The 14,810-nt window shown below is 64.6% G+C and carries 18 protein-coding genes; 5 read left to right on the top strand and 13 right to left on the bottom strand.

What is annotated here, in order from left to right; translation table 11 throughout:
• Positions 1-4: 4 nt before the first annotated feature.
• Positions 5-841, bottom strand: a complete 837-nt coding sequence (locus EN852_RS04605; protein ID WP_189545714.1) for a transporter substrate-binding domain-containing protein — start codon at positions 839-841, stop codon at positions 5-7.
• Between the two features lie 202 nt (positions 842-1,043).
• The gene (locus EN852_RS04600; RefSeq protein ID WP_127875586.1) at positions 1,044-1,733 is read right to left on the bottom strand and encodes an SDR family NAD(P)-dependent oxidoreductase; all 690 of its coding nucleotides are present in this window, start codon (positions 1,731-1,733) and stop codon (positions 1,044-1,046) included.
• Between the two features lie 187 nt (positions 1,734-1,920).
• Between EN852_RS04600 and EN852_RS04595 the strand changes: the two genes are divergently transcribed.
• Positions 1,921-3,036 carry an anhydro-N-acetylmuramic acid kinase gene (locus EN852_RS04595; RefSeq protein ID WP_127875587.1) on the top strand — a complete coding sequence of 372 codons (1,116 nt, stop codon included), beginning with the start codon at positions 1,921-1,923 and terminating at the stop codon, positions 3,034-3,036.
• Positions 3,037-3,116: 80 nt separating this feature from the next.
• Here the strand turns inward: EN852_RS04595 and EN852_RS04590 are convergent, their stop codons facing one another.
• Together EN852_RS04590 and EN852_RS04585 are read right to left on the bottom strand one after the other, a co-directional pair.
• Positions 3,117-3,539, bottom strand: coding sequence for a GNAT family N-acetyltransferase (locus EN852_RS04590; RefSeq protein WP_127875588.1), 423 nt, complete (start codon positions 3,537-3,539; stop codon positions 3,117-3,119).
• A gap of 95 nt (positions 3,540-3,634) precedes the next feature.
• A complete protein-coding gene (locus EN852_RS04585) occupies positions 3,635-4,819 on the bottom strand; it encodes an MFS transporter (RefSeq protein ID WP_127875589.1) in 1,185 nt (394 codons plus the stop codon).
• Between the two features lie 48 nt (positions 4,820-4,867).
• On the opposite strand from EN852_RS04585, the gene EN852_RS04580 reads away from it, so the two are divergent.
• A complete protein-coding gene (locus EN852_RS04580; protein ID WP_126078718.1) occupies positions 4,868-5,407 on the top strand; it encodes an Lrp/AsnC family transcriptional regulator in 540 nt (179 codons plus the stop codon).
• Here EN852_RS04580 and EN852_RS04575 read toward each other — a convergent pair.
• Both EN852_RS04575 and EN852_RS04570 read right to left on the bottom strand, forming a co-directional pair.
• Entirely contained in the window at positions 5,404-5,907 is a 504-nt protein-coding gene (locus EN852_RS04575; RefSeq protein WP_127875590.1) for a hypothetical protein, read from the bottom strand. The two genes, EN852_RS04580 and EN852_RS04575, sit on opposite strands and share 4 nt — an antisense overlap.
• A gap of 95 nt (positions 5,908-6,002) precedes the next feature.
• The gene (locus EN852_RS04570; RefSeq protein ID WP_127875591.1) at positions 6,003-6,827 is read right to left on the bottom strand and encodes a class I SAM-dependent methyltransferase; all 825 of its coding nucleotides are present in this window, start codon (positions 6,825-6,827) and stop codon (positions 6,003-6,005) included.
• An 83-nt stretch (positions 6,828-6,910) separates the two neighbouring features.
• Between EN852_RS04570 and EN852_RS04565 the strand changes: the two genes are divergently transcribed.
• Both EN852_RS04565 and EN852_RS04560 read left to right on the top strand, forming a co-directional pair.
• On the top strand, positions 6,911-7,864 hold the full coding sequence (locus tag EN852_RS04565; protein ID WP_127875592.1) for a LysR family transcriptional regulator: 954 nt from the start codon (positions 6,911-6,913) through the stop codon (positions 7,862-7,864).
• 32 nt (positions 7,865-7,896) lie between these two features.
• Positions 7,897-8,079, top strand: a complete 183-nt coding sequence (locus tag EN852_RS04560) for a helix-turn-helix domain-containing protein (protein WP_281407772.1) — start codon at positions 7,897-7,899, stop codon at positions 8,077-8,079.
• Between the two features lie 394 nt (positions 8,080-8,473).
• On the opposite strand, the gene EN852_RS04555 is transcribed toward EN852_RS04560, so the two are convergent.
• Positions 8,474-8,809, bottom strand: coding sequence for a hypothetical protein (locus EN852_RS04555; protein WP_127866909.1), 336 nt, complete (start codon positions 8,807-8,809; stop codon positions 8,474-8,476).
• 66 nt (positions 8,810-8,875) lie between these two features.
• Entirely contained in the window at positions 8,876-9,724 is an 849-nt protein-coding gene (locus EN852_RS04550; RefSeq protein ID WP_127875594.1) for a helix-turn-helix transcriptional regulator, read from the bottom strand.
• A gap of 98 nt (positions 9,725-9,822) precedes the next feature.
• Between EN852_RS04550 and EN852_RS04545 the strand changes: the two genes are divergently transcribed.
• Complete coding sequence (locus EN852_RS04545) at positions 9,823-10,725, top strand: SDR family oxidoreductase (RefSeq protein ID WP_127875595.1); 903 nt, start codon at positions 9,823-9,825, stop codon at positions 10,723-10,725.
• A gap of 16 nt (positions 10,726-10,741) precedes the next feature.
• Here EN852_RS04545 and EN852_RS04540 read toward each other — a convergent pair whose 3' ends face one another.
• The 5 genes from EN852_RS04540 to EN852_RS04520 form a co-directional block, all read right to left on the bottom strand.
• Positions 10,742-11,467: a GntR family transcriptional regulator gene (locus EN852_RS04540; protein WP_189401719.1), complete on the bottom strand. Its 726-nt coding sequence runs from the start codon at positions 11,465-11,467 to the stop codon at positions 10,742-10,744.
• Positions 11,468-11,582: 115 nt separating this feature from the next.
• The gene (locus tag EN852_RS04535) at positions 11,583-12,311 is read right to left on the bottom strand and encodes an aspartate/glutamate racemase family protein (RefSeq protein ID WP_127866905.1); all 729 of its coding nucleotides are present in this window, start codon (positions 12,309-12,311) and stop codon (positions 11,583-11,585) included.
• An 11-nt stretch (positions 12,312-12,322) separates the two neighbouring features.
• Positions 12,323-13,045, bottom strand: a complete 723-nt coding sequence (locus EN852_RS04530) for an ABC transporter ATP-binding protein (protein ID WP_127866904.1) — start codon at positions 13,043-13,045, stop codon at positions 12,323-12,325.
• Positions 13,042-13,821: an ABC transporter ATP-binding protein gene (locus EN852_RS04525; RefSeq protein ID WP_127875596.1), complete on the bottom strand. Its 780-nt coding sequence runs from the start codon at positions 13,819-13,821 to the stop codon at positions 13,042-13,044. The genes EN852_RS04530 and EN852_RS04525 overlap by 4 nt, the downstream gene beginning before the upstream one ends.
• A gap of 3 nt (positions 13,822-13,824) precedes the next feature.
• A complete protein-coding gene (locus EN852_RS04520) occupies positions 13,825-14,805 on the bottom strand; it encodes a branched-chain amino acid ABC transporter permease (RefSeq protein ID WP_127875597.1) in 981 nt (326 codons plus the stop codon).
• Between the last annotated feature and the right edge of the window lie 5 nt (positions 14,806-14,810).

The following is a 14,810-nucleotide window of genomic DNA, read 5'->3' as shown; positions in this document are numbered from 1 at the left end:
ATTGTCAGGCTTTGCTCCCCTGGCGATAGCGCGCGATGATCTCGTCGGTGTTGAGGACCTGCTGGCCCCTTGCCAGATCGAGATAGAGATCGACGAAGGCCGCGAGATGCGGATTGGCCGGGCTGACGCCGACCGCTATGGTGTCGACCTTGTCGGTCAGCGTGATGGAGCGCGCGACGACCGTCATCGACGGATCGTCGACCATCAGCTTCTTGATCTCGAAATCATCGCGATAGGCGAGGTCGATCGTGCCGTTGCGGATCGCATCGATGACGGTGTTCCAGCCCGCGAAGCGCTGGATAGTGGCATGCGGAAAGGTCACCGCTGCATAGGTAGCGAAGGACGAGCCTTCGATCACGCCGAGCTCGCCGGAGAAATCGCGGATGATCTGCTCGGGCGGCTTGCCTTGTGTGATGCGCGCCAGGTTAACGCGATTGGCGAGCAGACCCTGGTGCAGCATGGCGTAGGGCCGCGAATAGAGAATCGACCGGCCGCGTTTAAGCGTGCGGCTGAGCTTGCCGATCGCCAGGTCGGCCTCACCCAAGGCCAGCTTTTGCACCATGGCATCGAAGGTCACGGCGGACCGGTCGAACACCGGTTCGACGCCGAGCTCCGCGGCTATGCCGCGCGCAAGGTCCATGTCGATGCCCTTGTCGCCTGAACCGTCGGCCGGAAAGAACGGATCGGAAGCGAAAGCCGGCATGGCGATGCGCAGCTTGTTGTCGGCGACGATGGGTTTCGGCACGTCTTGCGCCTGGGCAGGCGTGGAAACGGCTTGCGCCTGCACGATCAGCAGCCCTCCGCCTCCGGCTGCAAACAGCGTACGACGTGTAAGCGGCATGCCTATTCTCAATTCGCGCAGGAGAGCCGGACAACAGATCTGACCGTTCCGCAGTATGCACGCCGAAGTTAAGTAAAGGTATCTTTTATTTTTCGCCTTTTTACATTGCGGATCGCTAAAATGGCATCAGTAAATATGCAGACTCTCTAAAATAACATGTCCACGGCGGTGCGCGTTATTGCGCGGTTGGTGCAGTGGGCCATCAGAACGTCTCGACCCAGGGTCTCAGCTCGACCTCGAAGCTCCAGGCGCTGCGATGCTGGCGATGGACCGCGAGATAGGTCTCGGCGATCGCGTCGGGCGAGAGGCGGCGGTCCGGACGTTCGGGCTCGGGCGCCTGACCGGCCGGCTCGATCTGGCCGTCAATGATGAAATGCGCCACATGGATGTTCTTCGGGCCGAGCTCGCGCGCCATCGATTGCGCCAGCCCGCGCAGACCGAATTTGGGCATGGCGAAACCGGCCGAGCCCGAAAAGCCTTTTAGGCTCGCCGTAGCGCCGGTGAACAGGATCGAGCCGGAACCGCGCGCAAGAAGCCGGCGCGCCGCCTGCTGGCCAACCAGGAAGCCGCCATAAACGCCGACGAGGAGGGCCTGCTTGACCGCTTCCGCGTCGAGTTCGGCGATCGGCCCGCGCGTGCGGCCACTGGCGTTGAAGACGGCGATTTCGAGCGGACCCGCCTTGTCGGCCGCCTCGAACAGCCGCTCGACGGAGGCCCCGTCCGACACGTCGGTTTCCACGGCCTGCGCGCCGGTTTCCTTCAGCAGCGCGGCAAGCTTGTCGACATTGCGCGCGGCAAGGACGACGCGGAAACCTTCCTTGGTGAGAAGCCGCGCCAACGACGCGCTCAGCCCGGAGCCGGCGCCCGCGATCACTGCAACATTGGCTGCCATGGCATTTCCTCCTTGAGACAGGTCGGTGAGGTCGCGCAGGCTCGCGCCTTCGGCGGCAAGAGGCAAGAACGTGGTTGCTCGATTTTCGCCATTTGGCGCAAAAGGCCGCCGACAAGGGCGCGGCGAAAGACTTGCCTGCCGCGCCGATCCGTCCGACACGTGGTGACGACGATTCGGGGACAAGACCATGGAACCAATCTGGGCCGTCGGCCTGATGACCGGCACGGTGCTCGACGGCAATATCGACGTGGCGCTGATCAAGACGGACGGCGAGCGCATCGCCGATACCGGCACCTACACGCTGGCCCCCTACCCGCAATCGATCCGCGCCTTGCTCGAAGAGACGCTGCGCCAGGCGCGCGCCTGGAATTTCGAGGGACCGGAGCCAGTGATTTTTCGCGAGGCCGAGGAGGCGCTGACGCGGGCGCAGTCGGCGGCGGTCAGGGATCTGGTCGAGAGCCACGGCATGCGCATGGCCGATATCGGCATCGTCGGCTTCCATGGCCAGACCGTGCTGCATCGCGCGCCGCAGCCAGGCAAGATCGGAAGGACGCGCCAGCTCGGCGATGGCGAGCTGATGGCCTCGCTGCTCGGCACCAAGGTGGCCTACGATTTCCGCTCGGCCGATGTGGCGGCCGGCGGGCAAGGCGCGCCTCTTGCGGCCGCCTATCATGCGGCGCTGCTCAAGCAAGCGGACGCCAGCGGTGACACCGCGGTGCTCAATCTCGGCGGCGTCGGCAACATCACCTGGTGGGACGGCAAGGACAATATCGTCGCCTTCGACACCGGGCCGGCCAATGCGCCGGTCAATGATTTCATCAAGGCGAAGGGCCTCGGCGAGATGGACCGCGACGGCAGGTTCGCAGCCGCCGGCAAGGTCGACGAGGAAAGGCTCGCCAGGCTCTTGCAGCATCCTTACCTGACGAAGCCCTATCCGAAATCGCTCGACCGCTTCGACTTCACCTCGGCCATGGCCGAAGGGCTGAACGCAGAGGATGGCGCCGCTACGCTGACGGCCTTCACCGTGTCGGCCGTCGGCAAGGCGCTCGATCTTTTGCCGCGAAGGCCGCAACGGCTGGCGGTGAGCGGCGGCGGCCGCCACAACCCGACGATGATGGCGATGCTCGAAAGCCGCGCCGGCGTCGAAGTGGTGCAGGCCGAGACGCTCGGATGGAAGGGCGACGCGGTGGAGGCGGAGTGTTTTGCCTTCCTCGCCGTGCGCGTGCTGCGCGGCCTGCCGATCAGCTTTCCAAGCACCACCGGCGCGCCAAAACCGATGCGCGGCGGAAAGCTCGCGGGTTAGTTTGTTTTGACGCAATTCCGGACGGAAGGCTACGGCGAAGACGCCGAGCCTGACCGCTCCACACTTTTCCTGGAATTGCTCTACGGCAACTTCTTCTGCAGGAAAACGCGGCGACGGCCGACCGGAAAATCCGGGAGCTCCCCGAACGGTTTGTAGCCCTGGCGCCGATAGACCTTCTCGGCGATCGGATTGAAGGTGTCGATCCAGGCGCCGTGGCAACCGCGTACGACGGCTTCCTGTTCGGCGGCTTCGAGCATGCCGGCGGCAATGTGTTGGCCGCGCTGCTTTTCGTCGACCCACAGCCATTGCACGTAGAGCCAGCCCCAGGCGGTGTAGCCGGAAATGCCGGCGACGATGACGCTATGCTCGTCGCGCACAAAAACCGCCAGCGGCTTTCGACCTGACGCGCCGACATCGGCGTCGTTGAAAGCGGTGAGGTTCCCGCTCAGGAAAGCGAGGTCCTGCGGCAAGGGCTCGGCGGTGATCTCGAGGCTGGTCTTCATCGGCTGCGACTCCGGTTCGCAAGCCAGCCTTAGAGCAATTGCAAGGAAACTGCGAAACGGTTTTCCGTCCGCAAGCGAGGAGTAAGGCAGACCTGTTACCGAGGACCGACCGATCGCCATGCCGCGGCCGATGCCGCCACCAGCATCAATCCCGCGGCGATCAGGGCGCAGTTGGCGAAGCCCAGGCTCGTGTAAAGCGGGCCGAAGCCGGCGGTGCCGACAGTGACGGCGAGATAGGTGACCGCGCTGTTCAGGCCCATGATGGTGCCGCGCTGCGACGGGTCGAGGGCGGTAAGGCGCATGACCAGCACGTTCAGACCGAAATGGTTGGCCAGGCCCCAAACGGAGGTCGTCGCGATCAGCAGGCCGAAGCTACCACTCGCCAGCACGATCACCACATAGACAGCGGCGACCAGCAGATAGGCGAAGGGCATGACACGGCGCGCGCCGAGGCCATCGATGACACCATCGAGCAAGGCGGCCGCGCCGAAGCCGAGGCCGTAGGCGACGGCCGCCAGGCCGTTGGCGCTGACCGGCTCGCCGAGAGCTTCATGCAGATGATCGCCGAGATAGCCGTAGACGCCATAGAAGGCGGTCATGAAGGCGCCGCAGGCAATGAGCAGCGGCAGGATGCCGGGAACGGCGAGCGCGCCGAGCGGCGACGGCGCGGGGCCGCTCTTCCTGGCATCGTGCAACGAACTCATCGCAAGGCCGGCAACGGCCGCTGCCGCCAGCAGCGCCACGGCCGCGAAGGCGGCGCGCCAGTGGATGAGATCGGCGAGCACCGCCGACAGCGAGACGCCGGCGACCATGGAAAGCGTCCAGCCTGTCAGCACGACGCCGATGGTGCCGCTTTCGCGGCCGGGCGGCGCGATCGCGGCCGAACTGGCATAGATCGCCGGCATGGCGATACCGGCGGCAATGCCGGCGACGAGCTGGGCCGTCACGAGCAAAGCGACGGTCGGCGCGAGCGCGCTGGCGACCAGCGCCAGGGCCAGCAGCAGCAATGCGCCCTGCAGCATGCGGCGCGCGCCGATACGGTCGATGTAGCGGGCAAGGAAGAGCGCGCTGGCCGAGGTGCCGAGGCCGAAAGCGGCAGCCGCCGTCATCACCGCCGGCACGCTGGCGCCGAACGACGCCGCGACGGCCGGCGCGATCGGTCCCAGAACCAGCGAATTGGAGCCGATGACGGCAATGCAGCCGGTCAGCAGATAGGCTGAGGCCGGGATCGGCGCGCGGGGCACCTCAGTCATAAAAGCTGATTGATTGCTGTTCGACATATCATCATATTGGCCGAATTGAATTCCGCATCAACGGAGAATTTCCATATGGACGCAGAAACAGATGACATTCAGCGGAACAAGCAACCGGCCCGTGAGATCGACCCGATTGACCGAAAAATATTAGGCGTTCTCGTCGAGGACGCGACCATCAGCTATGCCGATCTGGGCGAGCGCGTCGGCCTGTCGCCGCCGGCGGCGCATGAGCGGGTCAAGCGGCTGAAGCGCAGCGGCGCCATTCGTGCCACATCGGCGATCATCGATCCACGGGCGGTGAAGAAGCCGCTGCTCGCCTTCGTGCATATCGACACAAGAGGCTGGGGCAAGACGCCGGAGCTGATGGCGGTCTCAAAATATCCCGAGGTCGAGGAGATCCACACCGTCGCCGGCGACACCTGCATGCTGCTCAAGGTGCGCACCGAGGACACGCGGGCGCTCGAAGGGCTGCTTGCCCGTCTCTACGACACGCCCGGCGTCACTTCGACGCGCAGCTATGTGGTGCTGTCGACCTATCTCGAGCGTCCGGTGCAGCCGGAGATCACCGGCGAATGGCCGGCGCCCAAGCACATGGCGAACCCTATGTATTAGGCCGTTGCCGGCTGATGGCGCCTGGATCGCGCCAGCAGATAAAAGGCCGCGACATGCGTGATCATCAAAAGCGGCACGTAGATGACCGGGATCGCATAGGTCGCGCCCAACTGCCCGGCATGACCGGGAAGGTCGAGCATGACGCCGTGATAGTAATCGCCGACAAGGTCGACCACGCCCACGACATTGAAGGCGACGACGAGCGGCCAGAAGATCGCGGGCCTCGCCACTGCGAGCAGCGCCAGCATGGCGAGGAGTCCGGTCGCGAAGTCGCCATAGGCAGCAAAAGGGGCAAAGCCGGCAGGCAGGTCCGGCCCCACGACGCCCGGGATCAGGAAGACGAGCCCGAAGAAGCGGAAGCTGTGCAGCGTAGCGATGGCTCGCTGCGCCTCTATCGACTCCATCGACCTCAGTCTCGGCCAGATATAGGCGGCAAAGCAAAGCAGCCAGGGCACGTAGCCAAGCCCAAGTTGGATGTTCAGGATCATCGCCGGTGACATCCGCGCCTCCTATCAATATTAGTTTTCGCAATTCCGGACGGAAGGCTACGGCGAAGTCGCCGAGCCTAACCGCTGAACACTTTTCCTGGAATTGCTCAGTTGACCGGAAAGGCTTCGAACACCGCGGTGAGGATACCCAGCCGTCCCTGCATGAGATTGCGCCCGAGATTGGTGGTGAGTTCGGCGAAACCCTGCCCCATGACGACGCCGAGATTGAGCGGCGGCGGACCGGAGGCGCGGAGTTCGGCGAACCAGGCCTTGGCTATGGCCGTGTCGTCGCGGCGGACCAGCGCGCCGAAGCCGGCGGCCTCGATCGCCTCGCAGGTCGCTTCGGCGGTCAACAGGAAGCTTTCGCCCGGCGTCTTCGCCCACGGCACCGGATAGAGTGGATCGCCACCGCTCAGCACGACATCGAAGGTCGCGAATTTTCCGCCCGGCTTCAGCACGCGCCTGATCTCGCGGTAGAGCAGCGGCCGGTCGGCGATGTTCATCGCCACATGCTGCAAAAGCGCGGCATCGAAGCGGCCGTCTTCGAAAGGCAACGCCAGCGCGCTGCCGGTTTCGAACGACACCTTGCCGTCCTGCCCGGTTCGCCGGGTCAGATAGCGCGCGGCCTCGACGAAGGGTTCGCTGAGATCGACACCCGTCACGTGGCAGCCATAGCTCTCCGCAAGAAAGCGGGCCGGCCCGCCGACGCCCGATCCGACGTCGAGCACCGACATGCCGGCTGTGATTACGGCCAGATTGGCAAGCTCCGCTGTCGCGGCCAGCCCGCGGGTGTGGAACTGATCCAGCGTAGCCAGCTGCTCGGGCTTCAACCGCTGTTCCTCCGGCCCAAATACCGCCAGCGCCGTCTTCAATCGATCGGTGAGGCCGGTCGCGCGGTAGTGATCGCGCACGCGATCGAGTTCGTCGGTCATTGCACTTCCCTTCAGGCTTCCTCGTCGCGCAAGAAATACGGCCACTTTCGGCCAGCGACTATCAGCGATAATGTCGATGGGTCATGAAGCAGAACTTCACAGTCCGACACGGCGCGCTCGACGGCGTGGAGGCCTTCTTGAGCGTCGCAAGGCACCGCAATTTCCGCAAGGCCGCGGCCGAGCTTGCCGTCACCCCGTCGGCGATCAGCCAGGCGATACGCACGTTAGAGGCGCGCATAGGTGCCGCGCTCTTCATCCGCACGACGCGCAGCGTCGGCCTCACCGAAGCCGGCGAGCGCTTTTTCGCGCGCGCCCGGCCGGCCTTCGAGGAGTTGATCGCCGCGAGCGAGATCGCCCGCGACATGGGCCAGCGGCCGGCGGGGCTGTTGCGCCTTTCGGTGCCGCCGGCCGTGGTGCCGGTGCTGCTGGAGCCGATGATCGCCTCCTTCTGCCAGGCCTATCCTGAGATCGAGCTGGAGATCGTCGCCAGCGGCGAACTGGCCGATCTCGCCGCCGAAGGCTTCGATGCCGGCATCCGCATCGGCGATCTGATCGCGCCCGATATGGTCGCGGTGCGCCTGACGCCGTCCTTTCCGATGGTGGTCGTCGGCAGTCCCGATTATCTGCGCCGGCGCGCTGCACCCGAGCGCATCGAGGACCTGCGCGACCATGCCTGCCTGCGCCTGCGCCGCTCCAACGGCTCAGTTGCGCCATGGTCCTTCGTCGACGGCAACAAGACGATAGAGGCGATCGTCTCGGGACCGCTGATCGCGCACGACTATCCGTCGCTGCTCGGCGCGGCGATCCAAGGTGTCGGATTGGCGCAGGTGCCGAGCCCGATCGCCGAAGCGCCGACCGCCGACGGGCGCCTGCAGGCGCTGCTTGGCCGTTTCGCGGTGACCACGCCGGGCGTTTTTCTCTATTATCCGGAACGGCACCAGGTGCTGCCCAAGCTGCGCGCTTTCATCGACCACATAAGGCAGCCGGCTGACACAGACCCTTCCCCGAAGCGGTCGGGCAAACGGCAGCCACGCTGACGCTTCGAGTCTGACGGTTCACCGGGCCGGCTGTGTCCGAGATATTTGAGCTGCATGCATGGTTGGAAGCGGCGCGCATGGCTGTGGAAACCAGCAACGCGCCACTCGGCCGCATCGCCGGGGAAACCGGCTTCGGCGATCCCGGCCGCATGCGCCGCGCCTTCATGAGAAGCTTCGGCCAGCCGCCGCGGGCGCTCAGGCGCGCGGCAAGGTAGTCCTGGCGCGCTAATTCCCCGACACAGGGATTTTGAAAGGTTGCCGTTTGTCTTGGCGCAGGATTTTCCGTTCATTTGCGTGAAATCAGCGCAAACGCCGGGGATTGGTCGAAGCCGCCCCAACCTCGTCATTCTATGGCGGAGCAAGGAGCGAAGCGACGCGGCGTAGACCATAGAATCCATGCCGTGACTTCGAAGCGTTGCCGCGGTGCAGAATTCTGCTCCGTTGCACGCCTTCGAAGGTAACGGCATGGATCCTAGGGTCTTCGCGACGGAGCTTCGCTCCTGCTTCGCCCTGGAATGACGATCGCGATGGGCGTTTCGGCCAATCTCCAACGCATGCCGCCTGCCAACGCAAACAGAGCCGACCGCTCAAAATCCCTGTGCGGTGCCACTAGTTTCTCTCATGCCAAGCAAGGAACCTGCTTATCTCTTCCCGTTTGTCTTGCGACAAACCGGCAAGGAGCTTCTCGTCCAGATACCCTTTCCGGATTAGACCGCCAAAGACAACGGTCAGCTGCGAGTAGCGATAGTCGAACATCTGCTCAAGGTTTCGCCGTTGCTGTCTCAGATAATCTTCGATCTCCCACATATCGGAAAAGGTCGCCGCATCGCTGGCCTTCTTTTTGAATTCGGCCAGCTTCTTGCCGAGCGCCACCTCCAGCGCCGCATCGAAAGCAGCGCGAGCAACCTTCTTTTCGGACGGAGACCATTTCAGATCGAAGTTCATGGAACAGCTCCCTGGTCCTGCAGCCAATCTCAGACGCGCCGTGAGGCAAACACAAAGGGCACGGCGTCAGCCGGATCGAGACGCGATCAGCGATTGAATGCGTTCCGCGTCCGCCTGCGTCACGGGATTGTAGACGATCATGCCGAGCTCGGGCCGGCCGTCAACGGCAAAGACCGAGAACTCCAGCTCGATCAGTCCAATGTCGGGATGCCGCAGGCGCTTCACGCCTTCGCCATGCGCCGGGACGACATCATTGTCGCGCCAGAGCGCGGCGAACTCGGGGCTCACCCGCGAAAGCTCCTCGACGAGTTCGGTGACCTCCGCGCCGGCGCCGGCACGGACGGCGTCAGCCCTGAACGAGCCAACCACGAAACGCGCGACGCTCTGCCAGTCGTCCTGCGCGTCACGCACGCGCGGATTGCCGAACATCAGGCGCAGGATGTTGCGCTGCTCGCGCGGCAGCTTGGAATAGTCGGTCAGCATCGCCGCGGCGGCGCGGTTCCAGGCCACCACATCCCAGGTCGCGGTCTTGATGATCGCCGGGCTGGGGTCCAAGGCGTCGAGGACACGCTGCAGGCGCGGCGTCACGCTGTCCACGCCTCTGTAGCGGACCTCCGGCGGCCGCCCGAGACCCAACATGAACAGATGCTCGCGCTCGGGCTCGGTCAGCATCAGGCCGGTGGCGATACGGTTCAGCACATCGGCGGACGGGGCGCCGCCTCGCCCCTGCTCCAGCCAGGTGTACCAGGTCGGGCTGATATTGGCGCGCTGCGCCACCTCTTCACGCCGCAGGCCCTGGGTGCGCCGTCGCCCCGTGGCGAAGCCGAACGCCGTCGGATCGAGGCGCATGCGGCGATCGCGAAGAAAGGTGCCCAGCTTGTTGGTCGTCTCTTTGTCGGCGGTCCCTTGGGGCATTGCCATCCTGTTGGGCATTATACCATGATAAAGTCACTACTTTAACAGAATGAGCTATAGCGCAAATAAGGCCTCCGAACAACCACAGGAGACCTCCCATGCGTGTATTTCTTACCGGCGCGACCGGTTTCATCGGTTCCAGGATCGTGCCTGAGCTTCTCGCCGCGGGTCATCAGGTGCTTGGCCTGACCCGCTCCGATGCCGGCGCGCGGTCGCTCGTGGCCGCAGGCGCCGAGCCGCATCGCGGCGACATCGAAGACCTCGACAGCCTGCGCGACGGCGCGGCGAAATCGGATGCGGTGATCCACACAGCCTTCGACCACAATTTCTCGAATTTCGTCGCCAATTGCGAGAAGGACAAGCGCGTGATCGAAGCGCTCGGCGGCGCGCTCGCCGGCTCGGACCGGCTGCTCATCATCACGTCGGGCGTCGGCATGGGCTCCGCCGAACATGGACAACCGGCGAGGGAAGACGTCTTCAACACAGAGCATCCCAATCCGCGTATCCTGTCGGAACTGACCGGCCAAGCGTTGGCCGAGAAGGGCGTCAAAGTATCGGTGGTGCGCTTGCCTCAGGTGCATGACACGGTGAAGCAGGGCCTGATCACGCCGCTGATCGCGCAGACGCGGGCCAAGGGCGTGTCGGCCTATCTCGGCGAAGGCCGCAGCCGATGGTCGGCGGCGCATGTGCTCGATGTCGCCAAGCTCTACCGTCTGGCGCTGGACAAGCAGGACGCCGGCGTGCGCTACAATGCCGTCGCCGAGGAAGGCATCCCGATGCGCGAGATCGCGGAAGTGATCGGCGCCGGCCTCAACATGCCGGTGGTCTCGCTCTCGCAGGACGAGGCAGCGGACCATTTCGGATGGCTTTCCATCTTCGCCGGCCTCGACATGCCAGCGTCGAGCGAATGGACGCGCCAGCATCTCGGCTGGCAGCCGACCGGACCCGGCCTGATCGCCGATCTTGAACGGATGGATTATTCGCAGGCGGCCGCAGCCTAGCCAGTCCTCCGGCGGTTCAGCGACCCGGCTGGACCGCCGTCTGCAACAAATCCGCCAGGCTGTCGGATTTACCCACCTTGTCGGTCAGGTCGAGACCGGAGAGCAGGTCGACCAGATGGCTGTTCATCAGGGCGGCGGCGTCGGCGCTGTCGCCGGCCTCGATGGCGTCGACCAGCGCATGATGGGCATGCTTCTCGCAGGTGGCGTCGCGGCGCTTCCAGTAGAGCGCGATAATCAGCGAGGAGTGCGAGACGAGGTCACGCACGAAGTTGGTGAAGACCGAATGCGCCGCGATTTCGGCGATGCCGACATGAAAGCGCGCCGACAGCATGATGGCGTCGCTGTCGCGGCCATCATGCAGCGCCTCATGCTCCTTTTCGAGATGGTGGCGCAATTGCACGATGTCCGACGGCACCGCCGCCCTGGCGGCAAGCGCCGCCACCTTGGGCTCGATCAGCGCCCTCGCCTCGAACACTTCCCGCGCCTCGATCTTCGATGGCTGAGCGACGAAGGCGCCGCGGTTGGGCTCCAGCCGTGCAAGCCGGTCGTGCGCCAACGCCTGCAGGGCGGCTCGAACGACGGTGCGGCTCACCGAATAGATCGAGGCCAACTCGTCCTCCGGCAGCTTCGTGCCCGGCGCGAGGCGATGGCTGACGATGGCGTCCCTCAGCCCATAATAGATCGGCGACCAGCGCGCCGCCGGCTTGTCTTCTCGATCGTCTTCCCTGAGTACCGTCAACATGCTCTTCAACGCGCAGGCGCAGCACGCCTGATTTGCCTCCATTGGTAGAGGTCGGTTCAATCTAATATGGCTTGCGCGGTGGTCAATCCCGGGCAGCCTGCCTTACACGACTGTCTCAGTCGGCCGGCGACAGCGGTGCGAACATGCCGGCAAACTGCTTGCCGCGCGGCGCCGCATAGCCGCCGATCTTCGATGTCTTCAAGCCGACCTTTAACAGGCTCTCGGCCAGCGTGACGGCGCAGACGACGCCATCCAGCACCGGGACGCCGTGCTCCTCGGACAGGCTGTGCGCAAGGTCGGCCATTCCGGCGCAGCCGAGCACGATCGCCTCGGCCCTGTCCTCGCTGATGGCGCGCGCGATCTCTTCCGAAATCCGATGTCTTGCATTCGATCCCGGACGTTCGAGCTCGAGCACGGCGACGTCCGACGAGCGCACCTTGGCGCAGCGCGAGGCGAGGCCGTATTTCGCCAGATTGTGCTCGATCGCCGGAACCGAGCGGGCAAGCGTGGTGACGACGCTGAACTTGCCGGCGACGAGGCTGGCCATATGAAAGGCCGCCTCGCCGATGCCGATGACGGGAGCCTCCGTCGCGCAGCGCGCGGCATCGAGGCCGGTATCGTCGAAGCAGGCGATGACATAGGCGTCGGCCTGTGCCTTGCCCATCTCGGCGATGATGCCGGGAATGGCGAAGACCTCGTCGAAATAGCCTTCGATGCTGGGCGGTCCGTCGACCGGATTGACGGCGACGATCTCCGTCGCGCCGGAGGCGACACTTGCCGCCGCCTCGCCGATCTTGGCGGTCATCGAGGCTGTGGTGTTGGGGTTGATGACGAGAATGCGCATTCCATTCAGCCTCAGATCTCGCCGCCCAGATAAAGACGCTTGACCCGGTCGTCGGTCAGCAGTTCGGCGGAGTTGCCGCTGAGCGCGACACTGCCGGTGGTCAGCGCGTAGGCGCGCTGCGAGATGCGCAGCGCCATGCGCGAATTCTGCTCGACCAGCAGCACGCTGACCTTCTCGTCGCGGTTGATAGCGACGATCGAGCGGGCGATGTCCTGGACGAGCTTTGGCGCGACGCCCAGCGATGGCTCATCCAGCAGCAGCAGCTTCGGCTTCGCCATCAGCGCGCGGCCGATGACCAGCATCTGCTGCTCGCCGCCGCTCATCGTGCCGGCGGCCTGCGAGAAGCGCTCCTTGAGCCGGGGAAACCGCCCCAGCACCATCTCCATCGAAGCGGCGATCTCGGCCTTGCTGGTGCGGGTGAAGGCGCCCATCAGGAGGTTGTCCCTGACCGACATGTAGGGGAAGACGCGGCGTCCTTCCGGCACCATGGCGATGCCCATCTTGACGATCTCGTCGGGGGCGGCGCCGTCGATCCGCTTGCCGCCGTAATGGATCTCGCCGGACCTGATCTTGCGCAGGCCGGTGATGGCGCGAAGGATCGACGATTTGCCGGCGCCGTTGGCGCCGATCAGCGCGACGGTCTCGCCCTCGTTGACCTCGAGCGAAACGCCTTTCAGCGCATAGACATGGTCGTAATAGAGCTCGACATTGGCGAAGTTCAGGATCCGGTTCATAGGCCGATCGCCTCGTCTTCGCTGCCGAGATAGGCTTCGATCACCTTGTCGTTGGCCTGGATTTCCGACGGCGTTCCCTCGGCGATCTTCTGCCCGAAATTGAGCACGACGAGCCGATCCGAAATCTTCATCACGGCCGGCATGTCGTGCTCGACCAGAAGGATGGTAAGGCCGCGCTCGCGCAGGCGCCGCACCATCTCGACCATGCGCATCGTCTCGTCATGGTTCATGCCGGCGAAGGGCTCGTCGAGCAGCAGGATGGAAGGGTTGGTAGCCAGACCGATGGCGATGCCCAGCGCGCGCAAATGGCCATGCGGCAGGTTGCGGGCGATCTCATGGGCGAGCGAGGAGAGGCCGAGCAGCGCCAAGATGTCGTCGGCCGATTGGCCGAAGGCCGCCTCGTCCGCCTTCGCTGTGCCGGTGCCGAGGAAGAAGCCGAAGAGGCTCGCCTTCGAACGCAGATGGTGCGCGATGATGACGTTGTCGCGCACGCTCATGTTCTTGAAGATCGTCGTCTCCTGAAAGGTGCGCACCACGCCCTTGCGCGCCGCGATGTGCGGAGCGAGACCTGCGATGCGTTCGCCCTTCAGCCGCACCTCGCCCGTTGTCGGCCTGAGGAATGACGAGATCAGCTTGAACAAAGTCGACTTGCCGGCGCCGTTCGGCCCGATCACCGACAGGATCTCCTTCTCGCGCACCGAGAAGGACACGTTGTTGACCGCAACCAGACCGCCGAAGCGCTTGGTGATGCCGGAGACCTCGAGCATTTCGGCCATAGCTCAACCCTTCTTCCGGGTCGTTTCGGCAAGGCTGAGCAACCCGTTGGGCAGCACCAGCATCAGGACGATCATCAGGCCGGAATAGATGAGCAACTGGAACTGGCCGGTCTGGAACAGAAGGTCCCAGCCGAAATAGAGCACCAGCGTGCCGAGCATCGGACCGAACACATAGCCGAGGCCGCCGAGGAAGCAGTTCAGCATGAAGTTGACGGAATCGGTGACGGTAAAGCTCGACGGGTAGATCGACTGCGAGATGGCGGCGAAGATGGCGCCGGAAACGCCGCCGAAGAAGGATGAGACGGCATAAGCGATGACGCGCAGATAGGCGATGTTGACGCCGATCGAGGAGGCGAGCTCCTCGTTCTGCTGCAGCGACTGGCAAAGCTTGCCGATGCGCGAATTGACCAGCCGGTACATGATCGCGAAGCAGACCACCATCAGCGTGACCGCCAGCAGATAGAAGGCGAGCCGCGAATTCTGCAGCGTGGCGAAATCGGGGATCAGCGTGATCCCGAAGACCGACAGCGCGCCGGGCAGCGGAATGCTGACGATGCCCTTGGCGCCGTTGGTGATCGGCAGCGCCAGGGCGAGCAGGCGCGCGACCTCGGTCAGCACCAGCGTGACCATGGCGAAATAGACGCCGCGCAGGCGCAGGATCGGCAGGCCGATCAGCACGCTGGCGGCGGCGCAGAACAGTCCTGCGACGGGGAGCGTCAGCCAGAACGACCAGCCATGGTTCATCACCAATATGGCCGAGACATAGCCGCCCGTCAGCGCATAGGCGCCCTGGCCGATGTTGATGCGGCCGATGTAGAAGGTGAGCCATACACCGGCGCTGGCGATGCTGAGCAGCGCCACCGAGGTCAGCGTGTAATAGAGGTCGAAGCGGCCGCTGGCCGAAATCGCGGCCGGCACGACGACAAAGACGATCGCGAGGAAGGCGACGACCGCGGCGACCCTGGTGTTGCGATTGAAGGTCATGGCAC

This window comes from Mesorhizobium sp. M2E.F.Ca.ET.209.01.1.1 (assembly GCF_004010375.2).
GTDB lineage: Bacteria > Pseudomonadota > Alphaproteobacteria > Rhizobiales > Rhizobiaceae > Mesorhizobium.
Note: the sequence above shows the minus strand (reverse complement) of the source record. Positions and strands in the feature narration are given on the sequence as shown.